Source organism: Fulvimarina uroteuthidis (genome assembly GCF_034321785.1).
GTDB classification, from domain to species: domain Bacteria; phylum Pseudomonadota; class Alphaproteobacteria; order Rhizobiales; family Rhizobiaceae; genus Fulvimarina; species Fulvimarina uroteuthidis.
On the sequence record NZ_JAXLPB010000001.1, the window covers coordinates 155,473 to 171,719 of the forward strand.

Sequence of the window (16,247 nt, forward strand, 5' to 3'; positions counted from 1 at the left end):
AGAGCGGTTCGCACCGCCGATGGTCGATCCCGGCGAGCACCGCCGACGTCTCTCGCGCGGAAAGGACAGGGTCGGCCGGGCAACGGCGCGGCAAAGGCCGGCGCCGTGTGCGATCAGGCCGGCAAGACCTCGCCCGGCCGCGGAACGCGCTTCAGGTAGGTCGCCTGGCTCGGCACAAGCACGTTCAGCGCACCCGGCTCGATTTCGATCACGGTCTCGCGTTCGAGCCGTTCGAGCTCACCGTCCTTGACGGCCCGATTGTCCTGATGGCGCCCTTCGTAGACGATCTTCACGCGCCGGGCTTTCTGCGTCACGAGATGGGGATTTTGACGCCACGTGCCCATCAGGATGTCGAGGATCAGTTTCGACATGCGCCCGACAGTGTCGGCCTTGCAGATATAGACCCCGAGCACGCCTTCGGTCGGGTCGTCGGCGAACGGAATGTGCCCGTTTCCATAGAAATTGTTGGAGAACGCCACCGCTGCGGATTTGATCGTCTGGCTCTCGCCGTCGAGGTCGATGGTGAGCTTGACGCTCGGATGGCTTCGGATTGCCATCCAGCCGGCTCTCCAGGTCGCGACGACCTTGCCGATGCGCGAGCCATAGGAGAATTTCTTGCGCATGCGTACCATGCGCGCATGCAGGCCCACCGCATATTGATGAACGAACACCTCGCCATTGACGCGCGCGACATCGACCTTGGTCAGCGTTCCGGAGGCCAGCGCCTGGATCGCCGGCTCCAGATCGAGCGGCACCTGGAGCGTGCGGGCGAAGAGGTTCATCGTACCGGCCGGCAGGATACCCAACGCCGTGCGCGTTCCCGCGCATGTCGCCGCGGCAGCCGATACGGTGCCGTCTCCGCCGGCCACGACGAGCACGTCCGTATCTGCGCGCGCGACGGCGTCCTTGATGGACTGGACGACAGCCTCGCCCTTGCAGCGCGAGACCTCGATCTCATGGCCCTGAACCGTGAACTCGTCCTTGAGAAGACCCGAAAGCCAGTCGAGATCCGTCGTTTTCAGCGTCCCGCCATCCTGGTTCAGAACCACCAGAATTTTCATATGCACGCCTTTCCTGTTGAGCGACCGGCGGGACGATCCGGCCCGACGCCAATCGCTGCGCGTGGAGATGCGTCTCGTTCGAGCGCAGATGGAAGACCCGTCCTCGATGGCGTATGCCGATCGGGTCGCGCCTATACATAAGTCAATACGGTGTTCCGGTGAGGCCGCCGCGCCGAATCGGCCGAAATTAATATTCCGGCGGCCGCCTTCCCGAAGCGCGCACAGCTTCTGCTTCGTCGCAAAGCGGACCGACATGCCGGCTGCGATATTCGCCGACGGCACGCCCGAACGGCGTTTCGACCGAAAACGCGCGGCGTCGGGCAGACGGATGTCCGATCGTCGCCGGGATCGGCGCCGCGCAGGTTCGCGAGCGTGCCTGGACGTCCCGTAACCACCGCGGCGGCGCCTTCCGCAACAGTGCCTGCCAGCGCAGATGACAAGCTTGCAACGGGGATGAGACGGTCCCGGAGCGGCCCACCCCATCTTTTTGCATCTTGGTGGGAACCAAAGCGCTTTTTGCGTCGGCCCTCTACTTGCGAATGCCTAACCCTTGCAGTGAAAGAGGCGGAATGCGGGGACTTACGAAGATGAACCGGGACTGAACGCTCCGCGCCCGGACGGAATATTTCCCGTTCGGTCGAAATTTACTCCGGCGACCGGAACCGGGCGGTCCGCTTCCTCATTTCTCCCCCATCAACGCCGTCGAAGACGCGCACCGCGCATCGACGGCGCTGTCTATGAAACGACAGACAAGGATAACACCCATGCTACGCAAGCTTCTCGTCACCACGGCACTCGCCGGCGTTCTCGCCACGGGCGCCTATGCTCAGGATGCAGCGCCGACCGAGCCGGCCGCCCCTGAGGCCAATCAGGACATGGACAGCACATCCGGTGCTGCCAGCACCGATACGCAGGCATCGATGGATGCACCGGCAAGCGGTGACTATCTGCAGAGCCTGTCCGACGATCAGTATCTCGCGGCGAACATCACCGGACAGTCCCTCTACGCAAGCGATGCGCAGGACGCCGAGGCCGTCGCCACGATCGACAACTATCTCGTCGGGTCCGACGGCCAGATCGTCGCGGCCATCGTCACGACGTCCGGCGATGCCGCAAAGACCGTTGCGGTCCCGTTCGATCAGATCAGCTGGTCGATGAATGAAGACAACGAGCCGCGTGCCACGATGGCGTCGGGCGGCAGCGATCTTGCGTCGATGCCCGCGTTCACCTTGCCGAGCGAGCAGCAGGCCGCCACCGAGGGCATGGCCTCCGACGGAACGGCCGCCGGTGACATGGCCGCGACCGGCGGTTCGGCGACAGCGACGGATCCCGCCGCGGGCGGCGCATCCGGCACGGCAGCGACGGGCGGCGCGGCAACCGATACGGCGGCGTCCGGCACAGCTGCGACCGGCACGGCTGCGACCGACGCTCCGGCGACGGAGCCGGCTGCAACGACCGATGCGGCCGAGACCTCGTCCACGTCCGATACGCCGACGATGGTCGGCCCGGACCAGTACCTGACCGAGAACGTCATCGGCGCTGACGTCACGACCGGCGCTGGCGATAACGCAGAGAGCTTCGGGGAGATCAACAACCTCGTCGTCTCGTCGTCCGGCGAAGTCGTCGCAGGCGTCATCGGCGTCGGTGGCTTCCTCGGCATCGGCGAGAAGGATGTAGCCGTTCCGTTCGACAATCTGACACTCAATCGTCAGGAAGACGGAACGCCGCAGGTCGTCTACGCCTCCGATCGCGCTCAGCTGGAGGAAGCGCCGTCGTTCTCGGGAGACCGTGAGAGCGATACCGCCGAAGGTGAGCAGGCGTCCGGCATGAGTGCCGAGAGCACCGCTGCCGCGACCGGCGCGGCTGCAGGCGCCGCGGCAACGGGCGCAGCAAATTCGATGGAACAGGCAGGCGATGAAGTCGCCCAGTCCACCGACAATGCGACCGATGCGATGACCGAGACGGACGCTTCGACCTCCGCAGCGTCGGGCGCCGGGACGGTCGACGGTGTCGCGACCGAAAACGGTGCGGCCACGAGCACCGGCGACACGACCATGGCCGCCGACGCGCAGGCCGACATGCAGCCGGTCGACGATACGTCCACCCTCACGGCCGACGATCTGATCGGTACCTCGGTCGTGGGTCCGACGAATGACTCGGTCGGCGACGTGGGCGATATCGTTCTCAGCCCCGAGGGCGGCATCGAGGCTGTGATCATCGACGTTGGTGGTTTCCTCGGCATCGGCACGAAGCCGGTCTCGGTCAATCTGGACGATCTGCAGTTCATGCGTGACGCGAACGGATCGCTTGCGGTCCAGACCGCACTGACCTCGGAGCAGCTGGAAGCTGCGCCGGAGTTCGAGGAGGACGCGGCGACCGGCGCGGCGGCAACCGGCGCGGCGGCAACCACCGAGCCGGCAGCCGGCACGGCCGAGCCGGCCAACTAAACCACTGCGATCGTCATGGTCTGACGACAGGGAATGGGCTCGCCTTGGCGGGCCCATTTTCCGTTCCAGAGGTCGTGCCGCTTCGAGCCGCCAAGTGATTCGATCGGTCGGGACATGCCGCCGCCCGACCATGCGCATTGCATTGTCCCGATCTTCACGAAGCAGTTCGAACATTCGAACGGCTGCGCACACATATCCGATCTTAGATCATCGCGCGTCGAATGGCTTTGCGAGATGAAAGGATTCGGGAACGGTCACATCCCTCGCACATTCCGGTTCGGCGCACCGGCATGCGGACCCACACGCACCTTGCTCGGCCGCATCACATAGGCGTGCTGTGACGAACTTGCCGGTTGACGGAGCCGCGGCGAAACATTTCCCTTCGAAGGACCGAACAAGACTTTATCAGCGCGCCGCGAACCCCGTCGCCGTTTGTTCGGCGTTTCACGTTTCGAGACTGCGGCGCGCGCCATCCACCGATCCTGGAGATGATCTTTGACCCAACGCTTCGCTTCGATCCTGTCCGCTGCGGCAAGTGCCGCCTGCCTTCTGTTCATCACGCCGGCGCAGGCGCAGCAAACCGAGACCGCTATTTTCGCCGGCGGCTGCTTCTGGTGCGTCGAATCCGATTTCGACCATGTCGACGGCGTGCTCGACACGACGTCCGGCTATATCGGCGGGAAGAGCGAGAACCCGACCTACCAGGATCACTCAGGCCATGTCGAAGCCGTCCGCATCACCTACGATCCCTCGAAAGTGACCTACGACACGCTTCTCGACGTCTACTGGCATTCGATCGATCCGACCGATGGCGGCGGCCAGTTCTGCGACCGGGGCTATTCCTACACGTCGGCGATCTTCGCGGTGAATGCGGACCAGCTCGCCAAGGCCAACGCGACCAAGGCCGAGGTTCAGCAGCAGCTCGGAACGGTCGCGACCGAAATCCGCAAGGCCCCGAAGTTCTGGGACGCGGAAGGCTATCATCAGGACTACTACTTGAAGAACCCGGTCAAATATAAATTCTACCGCAGTGGTTGCGGCCGCAACGACACGGTCGAACGGGTGTGGGGCGACAAGGCGTTCCAGGGCATCAAGGGCGCCGTCAGCTGACGCATCGGCCCGGAAATCGCAGTCGATTTCTCAAGACCCGATGCGTGAGCTCGAAACGAGAGCTGAAGCATTCTGCACCTGAACCGGTGCAGGATGCATAAAGTCGACCCGGTCCCCTCTTCCGAAACGACGCGGCCTCTCGGTCTGTGGGTCGAATTTCGATCGCACTTTTTCGTCCGTCCGAATTGCGATGGCGGGCCGGCATCACGCCCGCCCGGCGCTGGCCGGCCGCTTTGGCGCGACCATCCGGTCGGGCCCCGGCATAGCCGATAGCGAAGCGATCCCGGAATGTTCCGAACGACCGTCCGGACCGCGATCGCGATTGCAGTGCAGATCCGCTTTCAGGACGGACACAGGCGCTGCGACGTCGCGCGATGCGCATCCGGTTGATCCGGCGACCGGACGCGGCATCCGCTCCGTTGCTTCAGCCGTTCCGCTTCTCGATGACGGCGTAGATGATGTTGCCGTTCTCGCCCCGTTCGACACGGATATCGGCGCCGTTGCGGTCGACCGACGCGTTCACGATGCGCCACACGTCCGCGTCGCTGCGCAGGAGAAGCGACCAGTTCATCATCGTCTCCATGAAACCGTCGTCGACGATGTCGTCCGCGAAGTTGGCAAGGAGGAACCGTCCGCCGGGCTTCAGCATGGCCAGACACGCCTGTGTGAGCTTGATGGCCACCGGTTCGGGAAGATAATCGTACAGCCCCGCCGCATAGACGAAATCGAACGTGCCAAGGGTGTATTCGCCCTTGAGGATGCCGCGGACGGACCCGTTGATCGGCTCGACGCAGGATTGCGCCAGATCCCGCATCATGATGCCGATGCTCATGGGATCCTGGTCAAGCGCGACCCAGCGTTTCGGGACGCCCGTTCGATAGGCATCGCAGAGTTCGGCTTCCCGCAGGTGACCGGCCGCGATGGTGAGGATCTCGGTATCCGCGCCGACCCTGGCCGCGACCCCATCCACCTCGCGGGCGAGAATCCGGCGTCGCTCGCGCACCGCCGCAGCTGCCGGAGCTTTGTTTGTGTAGGCGTTGATCGCCTTGCCGCGCGCCGTCGCCGCGTTCATCTCCTCGGCCATCGACGGATGCTCGTAGATGAAATCCAGAAGGCCGGCATCGCCGGAATAGCCGCGCGGCTTTTCGAACGAGCGATGGGTAAAGGGATCTTCGTGAACGATCGCGGCAACGGGGTGTCCCTGGATCATCGGAACGAGGTCCCGCCAGACGGAGGGCGCGAAACGCGCTCTGGCCTTGTGCAGCTCGCTGAAGAGCGTGGCGATCGCCGCCCTCTCGGACCCCGGCACAGATAGGCGCTGACGCGTCACTTCGAGAAGGAGGGCCACATGGGCAAAGGCGATCGCGGTCTCCTGGCCCGACGAGATCGGCTCCGTCTGAACGATATTCTCGTCGATCATATCAGGCGTTATCAAGCTTTCGCCATCGAACGCAAAACCAGCCCGCTTCATCTTGTGCTCTCCTTAAGACGCCCTGCCCCGGAAGATAACAAGCTTCACGATCCTTGTCTTAGCATATCCCAAAATATCATTAATTTGAATCAATTCCCATAGGTCATGAGCTATCGAAAGCTTGCCGAAACCTTCGATCGGGGTCATGCCTAACGTTTTTGTCATCGGTCGATGAAATGCTTCCTCAATCATTCCGACGCATTGTCTGTCTTGCGTACAAATCCCGATCCGTCGTGGTTAAGCGCAAATTTTGAGGGATGGTGGACGAACCGGCCGGTGAGCGACACAGTTTTAAACGAGAACGTGCAGGCGGAGCTCGCTCTTCCCTGGTACGCTGGCCGGAGAAGGGAACTCGTTCGTCTTTACGACGAGCGTCGTGAAGCCTCTCGCCGCAGCGCGACCCGCTACACCATGTGGGTTGCCGTCATCATCTATACGGGCTTCGCGCTCGCCGACTATTTCCTGATCTACGACGTCTTCGTGCTGACGGTGCTCGTGCGTTTCACCTTCGGGGCCCTGACGCTGGCCGTGACCGAGTTCATGTTCCGGTCCAGATCGTCGGCCGACATGATCGACGATATCTGCGGCCTCGCGATCATCGCCTGCTATGCGGCGTGGCTGTTTTCCGCGACGCAGACCGCCGATGTCCTCGCGCTGTCCTATTATCTCGTCTACGGCGCGCTGTTCATGATGGTGGCCAGTCTCTTCTTCGATTTTCCCATCCCCATCGCCCTGCGCACCTGCCTTGCGATCCTGGCGGGCGGCCTCGTCTCGGTCTACTGGATTCCCCAGCCGATGGAGAACTACGGGCTCGCCTTCGCGATCTTCTATTTCGGTTGCTTCGCGGCGGTTTCCTACGTCAACTGGAAGCTCGACCGGGAGCGCTATTACGTTTTCCTGAACGCGCTGAAGGCCGAGATCGGGCAGCGCGAGGTCGAAAAGCGCGGGAACGATCTTCTGATGCTGTCGCGCACCGATCCGCTGACGGGTCTCTTCAATCGACGTGCGACGGACGAGAAGCTGGCCAGGTTCTGGCAGGGCTGGCTGCAGAGCGAACAATCCTTCGCCATTCTTCTCATCGATGTCGATTACTTCAAGCCTTACAACGATCATTACGGCCACCAGAACGGCGACGAATGCCTCGTCCGGCTGGCCGACGTCTTCAGTTCGATCGCGCGATCGCGCGACTGCGCGACCGGTCGCTACGGCGGCGAGGAGTTCATCTTCATCATGCCGACGGACGACCTGCCGTCCGTGATCGAACTGGCTGAAACGATCCGAACATCGGTGGAACGCCTTGGCCTTCTGCACGATATGCGGCCCGATGGCCGCAAGGCCGTCACCATCAGCATCGGCGCCGCCGTCTGTCATTCGTCGCAGAGCGATACGATCGAAGCGCTGATCCACGAAGCCGACCGGGCGCTCTACCGCGCCAAGGACCAGGGACGAAACCGCATCGAAATCTTCGATCCGTCCCATCTTTCCCGTCAGCATGGCGGCGAGGATATCGCCGCACTTCTCGAAAAGGCGATCGATACGGGACTGGTCTCGCTCGTCTACCAGCCCGTGGTGGACCTGCGGACGGGGCGGACCGTCGCCCTCGAGGCACTGATGCGGCTCGAGCGGCCCGATGGAGGCACGATCGGGCCGAACATCTTCATTCCCATCGCGGAAAGCACCGGCCAGATCGTCTCGATCGGCCGTTGGGCGCTTCTGACCGCATGCCGGGACGTGCTTGTCGCCGACAGGGCGCCGATCGTCAGCGTCAACATATCGATCGTTCAGTTGAAGACGCCGGGCTTTGCGCTCTATACCGCCGCGCTTCTCGGCCGGTTGAAGATCAATCCCGCCCGGCTCGCTCTGGAGATCAGGCGCAGCCAGGCGATCGAAGAGTTTCCCGAAGCGCTCGGCGCCCTGGCCGAATTGCGCAAGATCGGCGTCAAGATCTGGCTCGACGATTTCGGCACCGTCTCGTCCGGCCTGTCATGGTTGAAGGCGCGCAATTTCGATTCGATCAAGATCGACCGCTCGTTCCTCGCCGAAACCATGAATGCGCGTGACCGGACGATCCTGTCGGATCTGATCCGGATGGTCCGGCATCGCGGCAACGACGTCATCATCGCCGGCGTCGAGACGGAAAAACAGGTCGAACTTCTGAAAACGTACGACGTCGCCTATGCGCAGGGCTTCCAGTTCCATCGGCCAGCGTCACTGGCGGCGCTCGAGGCGAGCGGCGCGATCGATGCGGCCGCGCCGACCGAAGAGCCGCGGATCGATCGGGCCAAAACGCGCTGAGACTTCCGGCCGCTCGGCCTGGACCTTGCGGCGACAGGGTTCATGCGGCCCGCGTCTTCGTCGGCTTGACGTGAAAAAGGGTGCCGCAGCGCCCTTTCCCTGAACCGCCTCGTTCAGGCGGAAATGCGCACGATATCGGCGCCGCAGGCCGTGAGCTTTTCTTCCAGGCGCTCGAACCCGCGGTCCAGATGATAGACCCGGTTGACCTCCGTTTCGCCCTCGGCGACGAGCCCGGCGATGACGAGGGAGACCGACGCGCGCAGATCCGTCGCCATGACCGGCGCGCCCTTCAGCACGGGCACGCCCTCGACGGTCGCCGTCTGGCCGGAAAGCGAGATCCTCGCGCCGAGACGAGCGAGCTCCTGCACGTGCATGAAGCGGTTCTCGAAGATCGTCTCGGTGATGCGCGACGTTCCGCCGGCCCGGGTCATCAGGCCCATGAACTGCGCCTGCAGATCGGTCGGGAACCCCGGATAGGGATCCGTCGTCACGTCGACCGGCTGAATGCCGCCCCCGTTGCGCACGACGCGCAGGCCGCCGGGCATCTCGGTAACCTCGGCACCGGCCTGCCGCAGCGCACCGATCGCGTTCTGGAGAAGCTCGGCGCTCGTATTGGTCAGCGTCACGTCGCCGCCGGCCATGGCGACGGCCATCGCGAAGGTTCCGGTCTCGATCCGGTCGGGAAGAACCGCGTGGCGGGCACCTGCGAGCTGAGAGACGCCGGTGATCGTGATCGTCGATGTACCCGCCCCCTCGATCTGCGCGCCCATCGCTTTCAGGCATTTGGCCAGATCGACCACTTCCGGCTCGCGTGCGGCGTTCTCAAGAACGGTTTCGCCCTTAGCGAGCGTCGCCGCCATCATCAGAACGTGGGTCGCCCCGACCGAGACCTTCGGAAAGACGAAGCGTGTTCCGACGAGACCAGCCTTCGCATCCGCGATGGCGTAACCGCCCTCGATCTCGATGTTCGCGCCGAGCGCGCGCAGGCCGTCGATGAAGAGGTCTACGGGACGCGTTCCGATGGCGCAGCCGCCCGGGAGCGAGACCTTGGCCCGCCCCATGCGCGCCAGAAGCGGGCCGATCACCCAGAAGCTCGCCCGCATCTTGGAGACGAGCTCATAAGGCGCGTGGGTGTCGACGATGTTGCGGGCGCTGAAATGAATGGTCCGCCCCATGCCGGAATTCTGCCCGACCCGCTTGCCCGCCACGGTGTAATCGACGCCGTGATTGCCGAGAATGCGGATCAGCTGTTCCACATCGGCCAGATGCGGCACGTTTTCGAGCGTCAACTGATCGTCCGTCAGAAGCGAGGCGATCATGAGCGGCAGGGCGGCGTTCTTGGCGCCTGAAATCGGAATTGTTCCGTTCAGCGTGTTGCCGCCACGAATTCGAATGCGATCCATCGATGAGGTGCCCAGTCGTGCAATTGAGAAAATCCAGCGGTTCCTACACCAGCGTTCGGGCGATCACAAACCTTTGCTGGCAAACGGGATCATCGCCGCGCTGCCGACGCATGGCAAACCGGATCTCGCGAACGCCGCCGCCCGCTTGTCCCGAACGGGACGCTCTCGGCGCCGGCTCAGGGACGGATCAGGATCACCAGGCTGAAGATCGCAAGGCCGGCGAGCGCGATCTTCCAGAAATCGGCGCGTCGCCTGAGGCCTGGCACACCGAAAGGCCGCACGAGATGGGCGACCATCAGGATCAGGAAAAGCAGAGACAGGATCTTGCTCAACGACCTGCGCTCACTGCGGTGCAAGGCCGCTTGTGTCGAGAGCCTCCCCGACGAGATAGAGCGAGCCGCAAATCAGGAAACGCGGCGCGGGGGGTTCGCTCCAATCGTTGGATATCGTACGGATCGCAGCCTCGATCGTGTCGACCGCCAGGGCATCGAGACCTGTATCGAGCGCGAATTCGGCGAGTTCCTGGGGCGCGATCCCCGCATCCGTCGTCCGCAGCGGCACGGTCAGGACACGGCGCGCAATTCCGTTGAACGCTTCGAAGAAGCCGGTCGGATCCTTGGTGTTCAGCATGCCGCAGATCAGGAACAGGGGACGCGAGACACGGTCTTCCAGATTGGCGAAGACTTCCGAGATCGCAGCGCCCGCACCGGGATTGTGGCCCCCGTCGAGCCAGAGCTCGCCGCCGTCCGGCACTGCGGCAAACAGCGGGCCGGACGTGATCTTCTGCAGCCGGCCGGGCCATTCGACGCTCGTCATCCCGGCTTCGAGCGCCGCGTCGCCCGGCGCAAAGCCGCCCTTGCGCAAGGCCGCGATGGCCGTCGCCGCGTTCGAGATCTGGTGGCGTCCGCTGAGGCGCGGCAGGGGCAGGTCGATCAGCCCTTCCCCGTCCTGGTAGACCAGACGGCCCCGCTCCTCGAACGCGAAATAATCCTGGCCGTAGATGGCGACGGGCGCGCGGTTGCGCGCCGCGATCCGGGTGATGACCTCGGTCGCCACGGGTTCGGTCTGCGCGCCGATGACGAGCGGGACGCCCGGCTTGATGATGCCCGCCTTCTCGGCCGCGATCAGCTCGACGCTGTCGCCAAGATAGGATTGATGATCGAGCGACACCGGCGTGATCACGGTCACCGCCGGCCGTTCGATGAGATTGGTCGCGTCGAAGCGGCCGCCAAGCCCCACCTCGACGATGGCGGCGTCCGCGGGATGCTCGGAAAACAGAAGAAACGTCACCGCCGTCAGGATCTCGAACACGGTGATCGGCATGTCGCCGACCGCCTTTGCCGCGCGCGCGACGGCGTCTGCGAGAACCGCGTCGGGAACCAGACGGCCCGGCCCGTCCGCCCGCCCGAGGCGATAACGCTCGTGCCAGGAGACGAGGTGGGGAGAGGTGTGGACATGGACGCTGGTCCCGTCCGCTTCGAGAATTGCGCGGCAGAAGGCGGACGTCGATCCCTTGCCGTTCGTGCCGGCGACATGGATCGTCGGCGGCAGCTTCAAATGCGGGTTGCCGAGCCCGGCCACCAGCGTCCGGATCCGCTCGAGCGAGAGATCATATCCCTTCGGCAGGCGCGACAGAAGCGCGTCGATCTCCGCATGGGCCAGTGAGGTCATGGTCATCGCGCCGGCCTAGGACGGAAAGGGACCGGAGGCAAAACCGCTTGCGCGGTTCTGGCGAGACGGTCTCATGGGCATTCTTGTCGACCCTTGCGAAAGACGGATGTGGGGCGACGTCGAACCGGATTGGGCTTCAGGCCGCATGAGTTTCGGCTTGCTCCTGCGTCGTCATGTCGCCGGACGGTGCGGGCTCCTGCTCGGGTGACGGCATGCTCGCGCCGGCCGACACCGGCGTCTTCGTCCAGATTTTCAGGAGAGAGGCGATGGTGGATTTCATCTCATGGCGGTGCACGACCATGTCGACCATGCCGTGCTCCAGCAGATATTCGGCGCGCTGGAACCCGTCGGGCAGCTTCTCGCGGATCGTCTGCTCGATGACCCGGGCCCCGGCAAAGCCGATCACCGCGCCGGGCTCGGCAATGTGCACGTCGCCGAGCATCGCATAAGACGCCGAGACACCGCCTGCCGTCGGATTGGTCAACACGACGACGTAGGGAAGCCCCGCCTCCTTCAGCATTCCGAGCGCGGCCGTGGTGCGCGGCAACTGCATCAGCGACAGGATGCCCTCCTGCATGCGGGCACCCCCGGAGGCGGAGAACAGGACCAGCGGACGGCGTTCGGCGAGGGCCGTCTCGAACCCCTTGATGATGGCCTCGCCCGCCGCCATGCCGAGCGATCCGCCCATGAAGGCGAAATCCTGGACCGTCGCGACGATCGGAAGGCCTTCGATCGCGCCCTTTGCGACAAGAACCGCATCCTCCATCGAGGTCTTGGCGCGATATTCCTTCAAGCGTTCGGTGTAGCGCTTGGAATCCCTGAACTTCAGAGGGTCGACCGCCACTTCCGGAAGATCGACAGCTTCGTATGCACCGCCATCGAAAAACGCCTTCAGGCGATCGTTCGCCCGGATCTTCATGTGGAACCCGGACGACGGCACGACCCACTGGTTGGCCTCCAGGTCCTTGTGGAACACCATCTCGCCGGTTTCCGGACATTTGATCCAGAGATTGTCGGGCACGGTTCGCGGACCGAGAAGGCTCGAGAACTTCGGGCGAACGTAGTTGGTGATCCAGTTCATGAGGGCCTAGCTTCTAGCTCGTTGATCGCAGGTCTTAACGCGTGATGTGGGCCAGGGCTCAGGACTTCTCAAGCGCTGGCCCGCGAACGCCGTCGGCAAGCTCGCGCACGATGCCGGTCACCGCATCGACCGTGCCAGCGCTCGCCCGGCCCTCGTCGAGCGATGCCTCGATGGCCGCGATGATGGCCGATCCGACGACGACGCCGTCGGCGCTTCTGCCGATTTCGGCCGCCTGCTCGGCGGAGCGGACGCCGAAACCGACGCAGACCGGAAGATCGGTGTGCCGCTTGATGCGCTCGACCGCCTTCGCGACCTTGCCCGCATCGGGCGCGGCCGCCCCGGTGATGCCGGTGATGGAGACGTAGTAGACGAAGCCCGACGTGTTCTTCAGGACCGCCGGCAGGCGCTTGTCGTCGGTGGTCGGGGTTGCGAGCCGGATGAAGTTGAGGCCCGCTGCGAGCGCCGGAATGCAGAGTTCGTCATCCATTTCCGGCGGCAGGTCGACGACGATCAGGCCGTCGACGCCGGCTGCGAGCGCGGCCGCGATGAAGCGATCGACGCCGTAGATGTAGATCGGGTTAAAATAACCCATCAGGATGATCGGGGTCTCCCGATCGCCTTCGCGGAACGCCGCCACGAGATCGAGCGTCTTCTGGAGGCTGCCGCCGGCTTTCAGAGCTCTCAGGCCGGCCTTCTGGATCGATGGGCCGTCGGCCATCGGATCGGAAAACGGCATGCCGAGTTCGATGATGTCGGCGCCCGCCTCAGCCAGCGCCTTGACGATGGCGAGCGATGTCTCGTGATCGGGATCGCCGGCCATGACGAAGTTGACGAGTGCGGGACGCCCCTCGTCCCTGAGCTTTGCGAAACGGTCCTCGATACGTGTGGTCATGGGCTGCTTTCAGGTTTTCGTGCGGCTGCCGGGCAACGCGGTCGGCGAATATCATGGGCGTCTTTACGCCATCGTGCGATGGGGTGCAAAGACCCGGCGGCAAACCGGGCGGCGATCCGGTCTCCGGCGACCCGATCACCCTTCAGACTTTCGTCCGTCCCGTTTTCTCTCGCGATCCGGCTTTCACTTACGCGGCCGGTATGGCCGATGCGGGACGTCTCAAACTTCGTCCCCGATCCTCTCCGCGCGCTGGTCCCAAACCCGGAGGATCTCGATCCGATTGCTCCTGACGGTGTAGATCGGCAGAAAGGGCGTGCGTCCGATTGGGATGTCCTTCGTGTCCTGCAGGCCCGAACGCCCCGCAAGAGGGTGGCGGCGAAGGATTTTCAGGATCCTCGAAAACTGACCTCTCGCCCGGTGCGCCCCATCCGGAAAACCTGGCTGTCAGAGCGTCTGAACCAATCGAGATCGTCCACCGCTTTCGCGAGAAAGACGATCTTCATCGGTCAGGGAACATGTCCGGTTCGGGTCGAGGACGCGCGTCGGGCGTGCCCCAACCGTTCATCCAGTCTTCGACGGCGCCTTCCGAGATGAAAACGCCGTCCTCGGCCTCGGTAAGCGCCTGGCACACCACCGCGCGCTTGCGTCTGCGGCCATCGAGATAGCCGGCTATGGCATTCTGCGCGATTTCGCCGGCGGTCTCGTTGGAACGTCGCGCTTCAGCCTCGAGCTCGGCATTCAGCGCGCCGTCGATTTCAACGGAGAGACCGATCGTTCCCATCTTACGCATCTTCCTTGCGACCGAAGCCCGGCAGCTCGCATGACGCGATGCCGCCATGCCCGGTTCGGGAATGACCTACATCTCGATCCCGAGATGCTTCGCCACCGTATGTACGTCCTTGTCGCCGCGGCCGCACAGGTTCATCAGGATGATCTGGTCCTTATCCATCTTCGGCGCGCGCTTCATGATTTCGGCAAGCGCGTGGGCAGGCTCCAGCGCGGGGATGATGCCTTCGGTGCGCGTCAGAAGCTGGAAGGCCTCGAGCGCCTCGGTGTCCATGATGGGCACATATTCGACCCGGCCGGTATCCTTCAGCCAGGAATGCTCCGGCCCGATGCCCGGATAGTCGAGGCCGGCCGAGATCGAATGGCCTTCCATGATCTGGCCGTCCGAGTTCTGCAGGAGATAGGTCCGGTTGCCGTGGAGGACGCCGGGCGAGCCCGCCGTGAGCGAGGCGCAATGCTCCTCCCCGTCCAGCCCCTTGCCGCCCGCTTCCACGCCGACCATCGCGACGTCCTTGTCGTCGAGGAACGGGTGGAACAGGCCGATGGCGTTCGAGCCGCCGCCCACGGCTGCGACCAGAAGGTCCGGCAGGCGGCCTTCGACGGCCATCATTTGGTCCCTGGCCTCCTTGCCGATCACGCTCTGGAAGTCGCGGACGAGCTCGGGATAGGGGTGCGGGCCGGCGGCCGTACCGATGAGATAATAGGTGTCGTCGACATTCGTCACCCAGTCCCGAAGCGCCTCGTTCATGGCGTCCTTCAGGGTGCCGTGACCGGCGGTGACGGGAATGACCTGCGCGCCCAGAAGCTTCATGCGGAAGACGTTGGGTGCCTGCCGCTCCACGTCCGTCGCGCCCATGTAGACGACGCAGGGCAGCCCGAAGCGGGCGCAGACCGTGGCGGTCGCGACCCCGTGCTGGCCGGCCCCGGTCTCGGCGATGATCCGCGTCTTGCCCATCTTGCGCGCCAAGAGGATCTGTCCGAGGCAGTTGTTGATCTTGTGCGAGCCGGTATGGTTGAGTTCGTCGCGCTTGAAATAGACTTTCGCCCCGCCGAGATGCTCGGTCAGGCGTTCGGCGAAATAGAGCGGCGACGGACGGCCGGTATAGGTCGCGTTGAGGCCGTCGAGCTCGCGCTTGAATTCGGGATCGGATTTCGCCCGCGTCCAGTGGTCCTGCAGATCGAGGATCAGCGGCATCAGGGTCTCGGCGACGAAACGGCCGCCGAACTTGCCGAACCGGCCTTCTTCGTCCGGCCCGGCGCGAAACGAATTCGGGTTGAGTGGCTGGTTCATGATCGCGATTCTCCGTGAAGTTCCGGCTCTGCGATCCGCGCGAACGCGTCGAAGAACCGGTTCAGGCGACCGATATCCTTGATACCGGGCGCGCTTTCGACACCCGAAGATATGTCGAGACCGGAGGGTTGCGCAATGCGCACCGCCGCCTCGACATTTTCGGCGTCCAGCCCGCCGGAGAGCATGAAGGGGATGGCGGGGTCAAGCGCGGCGAGGAGCCGCCAGTCGAACGAAACACCGTTGCCGCCCGGCAGGTTCGAGCCCTTGGGACGCCTGGAATCGAGCAGGATACGGTCCGCGAACGCCATATAGGGCTCGATCCGGTCGAGATCCTCGATATCGGCGACCGGCAGCGCCTTCATCACCTTGAGGCCTGCCATGCGCCTGACGTCCCGGACCCGCTCCGGCGTCTCGCCGCCGTGAAGCTGCAGCCAGTCGGGCCTGACGTCGGATGCGAACCGCTCGACCAGATCATCGTCCGGATCGACCGTGACGATGACGGTCTCGGCGCGCCCCTGGACGTAATCGACGAGCTCGGCCATCTCCGCAATGTCCACATGGCGCGGGCTCTTGTCGAAATGGACGAAGCCGACATGGCTCGATCCGCGCGCGATCGCCGTATCGATCGCCTCGAAGGTGGACAGTCCGCAGATCTTGATGTCGATGGTGCTCAAAAGGAACCCGCTCGGCTTCGTGATTGGTGATGGTCAGCGGTAGCACTGGCAGGTAGGCCGGTGCA

At 64.0% G+C, this 16,247-nt stretch carries 13 protein-coding genes and 1 pseudogene; 3 read left to right on the forward strand and 11 right to left on the reverse strand.

The features are described from left to right. Positions 1-113: 113 nt before the first annotated feature. Positions 114-1,061, reverse strand: a complete 948-nt coding sequence (locus U0C82_RS00650) for a diacylglycerol/lipid kinase family protein (RefSeq protein WP_322184860.1) — start codon at positions 1,059-1,061, stop codon at positions 114-116. Between the two features lie 764 nt (positions 1,062-1,825). On the opposite strand from U0C82_RS00650, the gene U0C82_RS00655 reads away from it, so the two are divergent. Together U0C82_RS00655 and msrA are read left to right on the forward strand one after the other, a co-directional pair. Continuing rightward, a complete protein-coding gene (locus tag U0C82_RS00655; protein WP_322184862.1) occupies positions 1,826-3,508 on the forward strand; it encodes a PRC-barrel domain-containing protein in 1,683 nt (560 codons plus the stop codon). A 495-nt stretch (positions 3,509-4,003) separates the two neighbouring features. Continuing rightward, entirely contained in the window at positions 4,004-4,618 is a 615-nt protein-coding gene (msrA, locus tag U0C82_RS00660; protein WP_322184864.1) for a peptide-methionine (S)-S-oxide reductase MsrA, read from the forward strand. Positions 4,619-5,042: 424 nt separating this feature from the next. On the opposite strand, the gene U0C82_RS00665 is transcribed toward msrA, so the two are convergent. Next, positions 5,043-6,089: a class I SAM-dependent methyltransferase gene (locus U0C82_RS00665; RefSeq protein WP_322184866.1), complete on the reverse strand. Its 1,047-nt coding sequence runs from the start codon at positions 6,087-6,089 to the stop codon at positions 5,043-5,045. Positions 6,090-6,365: 276 nt separating this feature from the next. Between U0C82_RS00665 and U0C82_RS00670 the strand changes: the two genes are divergently transcribed. Beyond that, positions 6,366-8,384: a putative bifunctional diguanylate cyclase/phosphodiesterase gene (locus U0C82_RS00670; RefSeq protein ID WP_322184868.1), complete on the forward strand. Its 2,019-nt coding sequence runs from the start codon at positions 6,366-6,368 to the stop codon at positions 8,382-8,384. A 113-nt stretch (positions 8,385-8,497) separates the two neighbouring features. On the opposite strand, the gene murA is transcribed toward U0C82_RS00670, so the two are convergent. The 9 genes and pseudogenes from murA to U0C82_RS00710 all read right to left on the reverse strand — a co-directional run bounded on the left by murA (position 8,498) and on the right by U0C82_RS00710 (position 16,182). Beyond that, entirely contained in the window at positions 8,498-9,787 is a 1,290-nt protein-coding gene (murA, locus tag U0C82_RS00675; protein WP_322184870.1) for a UDP-N-acetylglucosamine 1-carboxyvinyltransferase, read from the reverse strand. A gap of 176 nt (positions 9,788-9,963) precedes the next feature. Continuing rightward, the gene (locus tag U0C82_RS00680) at positions 9,964-10,119 is read right to left on the reverse strand and encodes a hypothetical protein (protein WP_322184872.1); all 156 of its coding nucleotides are present in this window, start codon (positions 10,117-10,119) and stop codon (positions 9,964-9,966) included. Positions 10,120-10,129: 10 nt separating this feature from the next. Further along, the gene (locus U0C82_RS00685) at positions 10,130-11,464 is read right to left on the reverse strand and encodes a bifunctional folylpolyglutamate synthase/dihydrofolate synthase (protein ID WP_322184874.1); all 1,335 of its coding nucleotides are present in this window, start codon (positions 11,462-11,464) and stop codon (positions 10,130-10,132) included. A 130-nt stretch (positions 11,465-11,594) separates the two neighbouring features. Beyond that, positions 11,595-12,539, reverse strand: coding sequence for an acetyl-CoA carboxylase, carboxyltransferase subunit beta (gene accD / locus U0C82_RS00690; protein ID WP_322184876.1), 945 nt, complete (start codon positions 12,537-12,539; stop codon positions 11,595-11,597). A 58-nt stretch (positions 12,540-12,597) separates the two neighbouring features. Beyond that, positions 12,598-13,431 (reverse strand): tryptophan synthase subunit alpha, encoded by an 834-nt coding sequence (gene trpA, locus U0C82_RS00695; RefSeq protein ID WP_322184878.1) that lies wholly within the window; start codon positions 13,429-13,431, stop codon positions 12,598-12,600. A 219-nt stretch (positions 13,432-13,650) separates the two neighbouring features. After that, positions 13,651-13,842, reverse strand: a pseudogene (locus U0C82_RS18900) (hypothetical protein); the annotation flags it as partial. Positions 13,843-13,930: 88 nt separating this feature from the next. Next, positions 13,931-14,212 carry a CopG family ribbon-helix-helix protein gene (locus tag U0C82_RS00700; protein ID WP_322184880.1) on the reverse strand — a complete coding sequence of 94 codons (282 nt, stop codon included), beginning with the start codon at positions 14,210-14,212 and terminating at the stop codon, positions 13,931-13,933. A 75-nt stretch (positions 14,213-14,287) separates the two neighbouring features. Continuing rightward, the gene (trpB, locus tag U0C82_RS00705) at positions 14,288-15,508 is read right to left on the reverse strand and encodes a tryptophan synthase subunit beta (protein ID WP_322184882.1); all 1,221 of its coding nucleotides are present in this window, start codon (positions 15,506-15,508) and stop codon (positions 14,288-14,290) included. Next, on the reverse strand, positions 15,505-16,182 hold the full coding sequence (locus U0C82_RS00710) for a phosphoribosylanthranilate isomerase (protein WP_322184884.1): 678 nt from the start codon (positions 16,180-16,182) through the stop codon (positions 15,505-15,507). Before U0C82_RS00710 ends, trpB begins: the two co-directional genes overlap by 4 nt. Positions 16,183-16,247: the final 65 nt, after the last annotated feature.

What these genes read in the sequence shown, in the direction of transcription:
- U0C82_RS00650 (WP_322184860.1), bottom strand. Translation starts at nt 1,061, where the DNA reads ATGAAAATTCTGGTGGTTCTGAACCAGGATGGCGGGACGCTGAAAACG.
- U0C82_RS00655 (WP_322184862.1), top strand. Translation starts at nt 1,826, where the DNA reads ATGCTACGCAAGCTTCTCGTCACCACGGCACTCGCCGGCGTTCTCGCC.
- U0C82_RS00665 (WP_322184866.1), bottom strand. Translation starts at nt 6,089, where the DNA reads ATGAAGCGGGCTGGTTTTGCGTTCGATGGCGAAAGCTTGATAACGCCT.
- murA (WP_322184870.1), bottom strand. Translation starts at nt 9,787, where the DNA reads ATGGATCGCATTCGAATTCGTGGCGGCAACACGCTGAACGGAACAATT.
- U0C82_RS00685 (WP_322184874.1), bottom strand. Translation starts at nt 11,464, where the DNA reads ATGACCATGACCTCACTGGCCCATGCGGAGATCGACGCGCTTCTGTCG.
- accD (WP_322184876.1), bottom strand. Translation starts at nt 12,539, where the DNA reads ATGAACTGGATCACCAACTACGTTCGCCCGAAGTTCTCGAGCCTTCTC.
- trpA (WP_322184878.1), bottom strand. Translation starts at nt 13,431, where the DNA reads ATGACCACACGTATCGAGGACCGTTTCGCAAAGCTCAGGGACGAGGGG.
- U0C82_RS00700 (WP_322184880.1), bottom strand. Translation starts at nt 14,212, where the DNA reads ATGGGAACGATCGGTCTCTCCGTTGAAATCGACGGCGCGCTGAATGCC.
- trpB (WP_322184882.1), bottom strand. Translation starts at nt 15,508, where the DNA reads ATGAACCAGCCACTCAACCCGAATTCGTTTCGCGCCGGGCCGGACGAA.